This is a genomic window from Kutzneria sp. 744, assembly GCF_000568255.1.
Classification (GTDB): domain Bacteria; phylum Actinomycetota; class Actinomycetes; order Mycobacteriales; family Pseudonocardiaceae; genus Kutzneria.
In genome coordinates, this window is the sequence record NZ_KK037166.1 from 8400996 (window position 1) to 8407721 (window position 6726).

The window sequence follows — 6726 nt, forward strand, 5'->3', positions numbered from 1 at the left end:
CTCGACCTCCTCGTCCCGGGGGCCAGCCGGTTGCAGGTCGAAGTGCAGCCTGTTTTTCGCCGACTTGCCTTCGGGGACCTGGATGAACAGCACGCCGGGGCCGTCGCCGGGTGATTGCAGCAGCACCTCCTCGTCGCCGGGCGAATCGGCGGGATGTGGCTCGTACCCGATGACGGCGGACCAGAAGGTCGCCAGCGCGTACGGGTCGGCGCAGTCGACGGTGACATGGTGCAAACGGGACGTCATGGCCGGACCCTAACCAGTGACCCTGCTTCGCACATAGGCAATTGCCGGCCGCCAGTAGCGGGCGTTGACCTGCTCCAACAGGCCGGTGAGCTCGGCCCACGGCCAGTCCGGGGGTCGCAGCTCGGGCGGCAGGCCGGGGTCGCGGAGGGTGTCGACCATCGGCGGCATGGTCAGCTCCGCGAAGGCCCGCAGGGTCTCAGCCGCGGCCGGCAGCTCGGCGGTGGACTGCATCGCGGTACGCAGTGAGGCGATGTGCGCCCGGTAGTTGGCACCGACGGCGGCAAGGTCCCACGCCTCGTACGCGACGGCCGCGGCGTCGGCGTCGGAGAGGGCGATCGTGCCGATGCGAACGCTGGCCCCGTCGGGCTTCTCGGCCAGCACGTCGGCCAGCCGCGGGCTGAGGTCGGTCAGCGCGATCAGCACTCCCGGCTGCATGATCCCGAACCCGGTGAACAGCGCGTGTCGCCGCAGCAGGTCACGAAAGGCCCGCTGCCCCTCCGGCACCTGGTACAGCAGCGCGTGAAAACGGCCTTCCCACGGCGTCACCGCCCGGGCCGAGCCGGATTTGATCCGCTCGAAGCCCCGCGCGAAGTTGCCGGCCAGCCGGTAGTCGACCTCCCGCCCACGCCGGGTCGACGCCAGCTGCCCGTTGACCCGCATCCGGGCGATCAGCGCCCTGGCCGCCGTGCGGCTCAGCCCGAGGTCGGCCAGCAGTCCCGTCAGCACCGCACCCGGGAGCTCCTGCTCGCCGGTGACGCCGAACAGGAACGGGACCAGTCCCACGGACCGCCCCGCGCCGGCTCGTGTTGCGTTATCGTTCACGGTCGTGAGTATCCTCGCCACACAATAGGGGGCCGGCGTGAAGGTCGTATCCAACTGGCTGCCGACGATGTTGTTCAACATCGCGCTGCCGATCATCACCTACGCGCTGTTGACCGGCTACGGCATGGCCGATGCCCCCGCGCTCGCCCTGAGCGGCGTGTGGCCGCTGATCGAACTCGGCATCTCCTTCGCCCGCACCCGCCATGCCGACGAGTTCAGCATCATGGTGCTGGTCTTCCTCGTCATCGGCGTCGTCGCCTCCCTGGCCTTCAACGACGCCCGCCTGCTGCTGGTCAAGGACTCCGCCGTCACCGGCCTGTTCGGCCTGGTGCTGCTGGGTTCCCTGCTCGCGCCGCGGCCTCTGATGTTCTACTTCGGACGCAAGTTCGCCACCGGCGGCGACCCGGCCCGGGTCGAGTGGTGGAACGGCCTCTGGCAGTACCCGGGTTTCCGCCGCAGCCAACGGATTCTCACCGTCGTGTGGGGCGCCGCCTTCCTCGGCGAGGCCGTGCTGCGCGTCATCCTCAGCTACGCCCTGCCGCTGTCGACCGCGCTGGTCGTCACCTCGGTCCTGCCGTACGTCGTGCTCGGCCTCCTGATCTTCGGCACGGTCACCTACGGCCGCCGGGCCGGCCGCCGCAACAACCAGCCGGCCGCGGCTCAGTAGGACGGGGCCATCTCACGCCGATCCAGGCCTCGGCCGCGCTGCATGGTCTCGCCGGGCGTGACATGGCGATCTTGCATGACCTGCGACCTTTCGGCGTCTCAAGGCGATGTCACCCAAGATCATTCTCAGTCGGATGTGCTTTCCTCGGCCGCTCAGGCTTGCTTCGGCATCAGACCCGGATCCGCGAGTAGTGCCGTGATCTTGAGCTGAGATGGCGACGGGTGCCCGCCCCGACCTGGGATGATCGTGATTGCGACGTCATGATCGACCCAGCCGGAAGGACACCCGTCAGGTGAACAGATTACGTGCCCGAGTTCGGGCCCACCATCGGCGTGTGGCCCTCGGCGCGCCGGATCCGTCGTTGACCCCGAACGCGGGACTGGCCGCGATCAGTGAACTGATCGACCACCTGGACATGACCGGCGTGTTGGACGCCGCGATCGGATCGGTCAAGCAACGCGATCGGGGCACGACCGGCGCAGAGGTGTTGGCGTCGCTGGCGTCCTGCCAACTGGCAGGCGGTGATCACCTAGTCAGTCTGGATCGGCTGCGTGCCGACGCCGCCGGGCAGGAACTGCTCCGCGCCCCGACACCGGCCTCGACCACCGCCGCGGGGATCGCCCGCCGGTTCACCCCGCCGCATCTGGCCGGGATCGAGACCGGGATCGCCACGCTCAACCAACGGGTCCTGGACCAGGTGGGGCAGGTCCGCCGCACCAGCCTGCTGCGGGAAGTCACCCTAGACATCGACGCCACCGACGTGGAGGTCTACGGACGCGCCAAACAGGGGTGCGCCTTCAATTACCAGGGCCAACGCGCTTACCGGGCCGACATCGCGTTCTGGGCCGAGCTCGGGGTGCCCGTCGCGGCGGACCTGTTGTCGGGCAACGATGATCCCCGCGCCAGCGTGGTCGTCTTGCTGCGCAGGGCACTGGCCTGTCTGCCCGAGGGGGTCGGGACGGTCCGGGTCCGGATGGACGCGGGCTACTTCGCCGGCCAGATCGCGCGGGAATGCCTGTTCCGCGGCGTGCGGTTCGCGATCGGCGCGACCCGCAACCCCGTGCTGTGGCGGGCCGCCGCCGCGATACCGGAGCACGCGTGGGCGCCGGCGATCGGGATGGAGCACGGCGAGGTCGCGGTCTGCGACTACGTGCCGGACTGGTGGCCGGCCGACACCGTGTGTCTGGTGCGGCGGGTGCGGATCCCGGTCGAGGCGGTGTCGGCCGATCCTCGGGCGCGGCGGCGTCGCACCATCCCGAAAGGCCAACTCGCCCTTGCCCTGCAAGGGAAGCTGGACCACGTCTACGGCTACAGTTTCATTCTGACCAACATGGACGTGACGTCCGAGGAGAAGATCGCCTGGGTCGAGTGGTGGTACCGGCACCGCACCGATATCGAGGCGCTCAACCGCGACGCCAAGCACGGCGCCGCCGTGCGACATCTGCCCTCCGGCGATCTGGCGGTGAACACCGTGTGGATGTGGGGCGCGCTGCTGGCGGCCGCGTTGTCGGCCTGGTTGCAGGAGTTGACCGGGATCGATCGGGGCAACGGGCGCGGCCGGCGCACCATCGCCCGGCTGCGCCGCGAGCTGATCGGTGTGCCTGGCCGCGTTGTCCACCACGCCAGAAACGTCGAGCTCCGCCTGCCACCGGGACCGCAACTGCTGACCATCGTGCTCGCCAGGCTCCGGGCGTTACCGCGGTCGGGCTGACCACACGTCACGCTGTCCGATCCGACTTGTCACCATGTCGGGGGCCTGTGGAACCCCCGCTGACCGGTGCGACAACCGGCCATTTTCCCTGTTCTGCAACGGTGGGCAGCATCCAAATCATGATCATCTGCAATACAGATGATCAACACGTCCGCTACTCGCGGATCTGGGTCAGAGCGTGCTTCTGACCCGCGCTGCCTCACCCGCGTGCGGTCGAGATGAAGTCGGCGGTGAGAAAGTGATGTCGGGGCCGAGGGCGAGGCGCAAGCGCTGGTGCTCGCGTCCGCGTCTCGGTCACCGATCCCGTCGGTCCTGGAGTTCGGCGACGGCGCGGGTGAGCCACTCGGACAGGAGGGTCCGCTCCGCGTCGCTGAGCGCCGGAAGCCGAGGTAGAGCCGCTCGGAATGCAACAGTGAGGGCAATAGGGTCGGAGGCGGGCGGCGCCGGCGCCGAGGTGAGTATGTCGCCGAGCACCGCATCCAATAGCGCATCGGCGAGCCTGGTGTCACGACGGTCCTCCGGCTGACTCAGCAGCGCGAGCACGGCGCCGCTGCCGGCGGCGTGGATCATGTCGACCGCGCGTGCTTCCGACATCGTCAACAACCCCGCGGCCGCCACTCGCGCGACCCGGGCGTGCAGCACCTGGGCGCCTGCGGTCGTGGCGGAAGAGCGCTGCAGGCGTCCTGGCTCGACGAGGAGCAGGAACACACCGGGGTTGGCCAGGCCGAAGTCGATGTGCGCACGCCAGGCGGCGCGCACGTCGTCGACCGGGTCAGCGTTCTCGTCGGCGGCCTTCGCCGCCTTGTCGGCGACGTAGGCCGCCATCACGTGCTCCGCGACCGCCTCCAGGAGGCCGTCCTTGTCGCCGAAGAGGCGGAAGATGGTCGGTGGCGGCACGCCCGCTGCCTGGGCGACCGCACGCGTGGTCACGGCGCGGACACCGCCCTCGCGGAGCAGGCGAGCGGCGGCGGCGACGATCGTGGATTGGGTATCAGTGTGGGCTTCGACGTAGGGCGGCACCGGCATGGATCGATGCTATCAGCCAGGTGCTACCGGTGATCCGAACCAGTGATATCGTCACGATTGAATCACTGGTTCGCGCTGGAGGAAGTCATGATCATTGTTACCGGGGCCACCGGTCGTCTCGGGTCCCAGATTGTCCGGAAGCTGCTCGACCGCATTCCCGCCGACACCGTCAGCGTGAGCGTGCGCGACACGGACAAGGCCGTAGCGCTCGCCGATCGCGGAGTTCGTGTCCGTGCCGGCGACTTCACCGATCCGGCGACTCTGGACCACGCGTTCGAGGGCGCCGACCAGGTGCTCATCGTCTCGGCCGCGATCCGGGGCCCGCAGGCCACCGTGGCGAGCAGGGCCGCGATCGACGCCGCCGTGCGGGCCGGCGCCACACGCGTGCTCTACACCAGCCATCAGGTCGCCTCACCCGACGCGCTGTTCGACCCCGGCCGGCAGCACGCGGCGGCTGAGGCGCACCTGGTCGAGCAGAATGTCGCGTACACGGCGCTGCGCCACGGCTTCTATGCGAGCACGTTCGAGTACTACGTGCCCGCCGCACTGCAGACCGGTGAGCTCCGGCTCCCGGCCGACGGCCCGGTCTCGTGGACGGCACACGCCGACCTCGCCGAAGCCGACGTCATCGCCCTGACCTGTCCCGGTGCGCTCGACGGGGCAACTCCGCCCCTGACCGCCCCCGAACTGCTCGATTTCTCCGACGTCACGGGCATCCTCGGCGACCTCACCGGCCGTGCGATCACCCGGGTCGTCGTGGACGACGAGGAGTGGAAGGCAACAGTGACCGCCCAGGGCATGCCGGCAGATGCGGCCGACTTCACCCTCGGCATGTTCCGTGCCGCACGAGCCGGCCATTTCGCGGTCACCGACCCAGCCCTCCAGACCCTGCTCGGGCGGCCGGCGACCTCGGTACGCACCGTCCTCGAGGACATCCTCCAGCGGCAGCCCGCCCGACCGTGACCCCAGATGCGCAGCACGCTGATGCCCCGGCCGGGACGGAGGGCGAAACGGGCTGTGCGACCAGTGCCGGTTGGAGATCGCGGCGGAGGTAGGGCATCCGAAACACACCGGCTGGTGTGAAAGAAGGACTGCGCAAGCGAGGAATCTCGACACGCGCACCGCCGTGGTCATCGACGCCGTCAACGCTCCGGATGGTGTGACGTTGCGTGTAACCCCGCTCAGGGGTATACATGGGGTTAGCAACGCATCCGGGAAGGGGAGACGTCGTGATGCCCAAGATCAACGTGTATCTGCCCGACGAGCTGGCCGAGGCGGTCCGGGAGTCCGGCGTGCCGGTGTCGGCGATCTGCCAGCGGGCGCTGGAGACCTCGGTGAAGCGGGTGACGGCGATCCGCGCGGCCACCATCGGCGAGCTGGGGGACGGCGACCCGGCGGGCAAGCTGCCGCACTTCACGGAGCGGGCCCGGACGACGGTGAAGATCGCGGTCGAGAAGGCGCGCAGCGAAGGCGCGGCGGAGGTGGGGACCGAGCACCTGCTGCGCGGAATCATCAGCGAGGGCAACAACATGGCGCTCAAGGTGCTGCTGGCCACGGAGATCGATCCGAAGAAGTTGCTGGCCGAGTTGCCGGCGGCGACGGCGCAGGACCAGCCGGCGGACAAGTTCAGCGGGCCGCTGGCCAACGCGTTCGAGCTGGCGGTCACCGAAGCGATCACCATGGGCCACAACTACATCGGCTGCGAGCACCTGCTGCTGGGCCTGGTGGCGGAGCAGGACGGCGCCGGCGGCCAGGCGCTGCGGGCGGCGGGGGCGGAGCTGCGCTCGATCCGGGGCGCGACGGCGGCGGCGCTGGCCGGGTTCGTGCACCACCGGGACCAGAGCCCGTCGAAGGACCCGGTGGCGACCGTCGCGGCGCTGGTCGGCCAGCAGCTCAAGCCGCTGCTGGACCGTCTCGGACGGCTGGAGCGGCACGTGGGTCTGGAGTGAGAATGCTCCTTGTCGTGCTGGCCGCAACGCTGATCGTGTGGGGGATCGTGTGAGCAACCGGGTGCTGCTGATCGCCACCGGCGACACGATGGCCCAGCGGCCGAGCGTGTCCCAGGTCGCCACGGGCAAGGATCTGCTGACGCACGTGGGGCCGGTGGCCGCGGAAGTCGTCGCCGAGGACGTCCTGGCCGAGCCGAGCTGGGACACCTCGGTGGCGACGATGCTGGCCATCGCCCGCCGCGTCCACGCGGCCCTCACCGAGGACGGCTTCGACGGCGTCGTCGTCACGCATGGCGTGGACAACC

At 69.7% G+C, this 6726-nt stretch carries 8 protein-coding genes; 5 read left to right on the top strand and 3 right to left on the bottom strand.

From position 1 onward, the window contains the following. The coding region (locus KUTG_RS62115; RefSeq protein WP_043724097.1) for a VOC family protein at positions 1-246 on the bottom strand (246 nt) is incomplete at its 3' end. Between the two features lie 9 nt (positions 247-255). Further along, positions 256-1068, bottom strand: a complete 813-nt coding sequence (locus tag KUTG_RS54400) for a PaaX family transcriptional regulator C-terminal domain-containing protein (RefSeq protein ID WP_198047451.1) — start codon at positions 1066-1068, stop codon at positions 256-258. Between the two features lie 37 nt (positions 1069-1105). On the opposite strand from KUTG_RS54400, the gene KUTG_RS38820 reads away from it, so the two are divergent. Further along, positions 1106-1735: a VC0807 family protein gene (locus KUTG_RS38820; RefSeq protein WP_043724102.1), complete on the top strand. Its 630-nt coding sequence runs from the start codon at positions 1106-1108 to the stop codon at positions 1733-1735. 334 nt (positions 1736-2069) lie between these two features. Continuing rightward, entirely contained in the window at positions 2070-3446 is a 1377-nt protein-coding gene (locus KUTG_RS38825; protein WP_043724103.1) for an IS1380 family transposase, read from the top strand. Between the two features lie 294 nt (positions 3447-3740). Here the strand turns inward: KUTG_RS38825 and KUTG_RS38830 are convergent, their stop codons facing one another. Continuing rightward, on the bottom strand, positions 3741-4472 hold the full coding sequence (locus tag KUTG_RS38830) for a TetR/AcrR family transcriptional regulator (protein ID WP_043724105.1): 732 nt from the start codon (positions 4470-4472) through the stop codon (positions 3741-3743). An 87-nt stretch (positions 4473-4559) separates the two neighbouring features. Between KUTG_RS38830 and KUTG_RS38835 the strand changes: the two genes are divergently transcribed. The 3 genes from KUTG_RS38835 to KUTG_RS38845 all read left to right on the top strand — a co-directional run. Beyond that, the gene (locus KUTG_RS38835) at positions 4560-5435 is read left to right on the top strand and encodes an NAD(P)H-binding protein (protein WP_043732123.1); all 876 of its coding nucleotides are present in this window, start codon (positions 4560-4562) and stop codon (positions 5433-5435) included. Between the two features lie 269 nt (positions 5436-5704). Further along, positions 5705-6421, top strand: coding sequence for a Clp protease N-terminal domain-containing protein (locus KUTG_RS38840; protein WP_043724106.1), 717 nt, complete (start codon positions 5705-5707; stop codon positions 6419-6421). Between the two features lie 37 nt (positions 6422-6458). Further along, positions 6459-6726 (top strand): asparaginase domain-containing protein (locus KUTG_RS38845; RefSeq protein WP_232241194.1); only part of this gene is annotated, 268 nt, incomplete at its 3' end.